The organism is Roseibium sp. RKSG952, assembly GCF_009711355.1.
On sequence record NZ_SMMF01000457.1, the window covers coordinates 1 to 1,109 of the forward strand.

The following is a 1,109-nucleotide window of genomic DNA, read 5'->3' on the forward strand; positions in this document are numbered from 1 at the left end:
GCGGCAGGGTATCTTGCCCGCCCGCTCGGGGCTTTCATCTTTGGGCATATCGGCGACACGGTTGGCCGGAAAAATGTGCTGATCATTTCGATCATGATGATGGGCATCAGCACCGCCCTGATCGGGATCTTGCCGACCACCGACCAGATCGGAGCAACCGCCGGGCTCCTGTTGGTTCTATTGAGAATTGTTCAGGGGATTTCGGTTGGGGGGGAATTCAGCGGATCCATTGTCTTTCTGGCCGAACATGCATTGCCGAGCCGCAGAGGCTTCGCGACCAGCATGTCCAACGCCGGCAGCATCGCCGGGTTCATTCTCGGCTCCGGGGTGGTCACGGGAATGGCCTATGTCTTCTCGGACGCGCAGCTGACCGATGGTATCTGGCGGTACGCATTCCTGTCCGGGATCGTCATCATGATCATCGGCATCGTGCTCAGGCGCTCGCTCATCTTGCCGGAACACATCGAACCCGAAGACAAGGTGCATCCGGGGCGCTCGCCGGCCATTGTCGCGATCCGCAATTATTGGACGGACATCCTCCGCGTTGCCGCCCTTGCCGCTTCAGCGAATGTCTCATTTTACATCGTATTCGTGTTTTCTGCAGCTTACCTTGCCAGCAGCACGGATCTCTCCACCGCTGTGGCGATGGAATTGAACACATTCACGCTGTTTGTGCAGCTGGCAACCATTCCGGTTAGTGGTTTGTTGTCAGACCGTTTCGGCCGCAGGCGTGTGTTGATGATCGGTAACGGTTTGTTGCTGTTGCTGGCCTTTCCCATGATGCTTGTCATGAGCCATCCTGACGCCGGATTGATCGTTTTAGGACAGGTCGGCTTTGCAATTCTGATTGGAGGGCTTCAGGGGACCAATCCGATCATGATGGCTGAAATTCCCTCCAAAGGCGTGCGCGTGAGTGTCGTGTCAATCGGACACAATCTTGCTCTTGCCCTGTTTGGCGGGACCGCGCCTGCGGTGGCAACATTCCTTGTTCAGAAGACTGGCCATGGCACCTCGCCAGCGATTTACATTATGGTGTTTGCACTGGCTGCTTTCCTGTCGCTGCTGCTCGTAAAAACGACAAGGGGCAAGGATCTACAATAACGCCGAGC

Annotated in this window: 1 protein-coding gene; it reads left to right on the plus strand. The window is 56.4% G+C overall.

From position 1 onward, the window contains the following. Window positions 1-1,101 (plus strand): MFS transporter (locus E1297_RS01545; RefSeq protein ID WP_155133026.1); only part of this gene is annotated, 1,101 nt, incomplete at its 5' end. Between the last annotated feature and the right edge of the window lie 8 nt (window positions 1,102-1,109).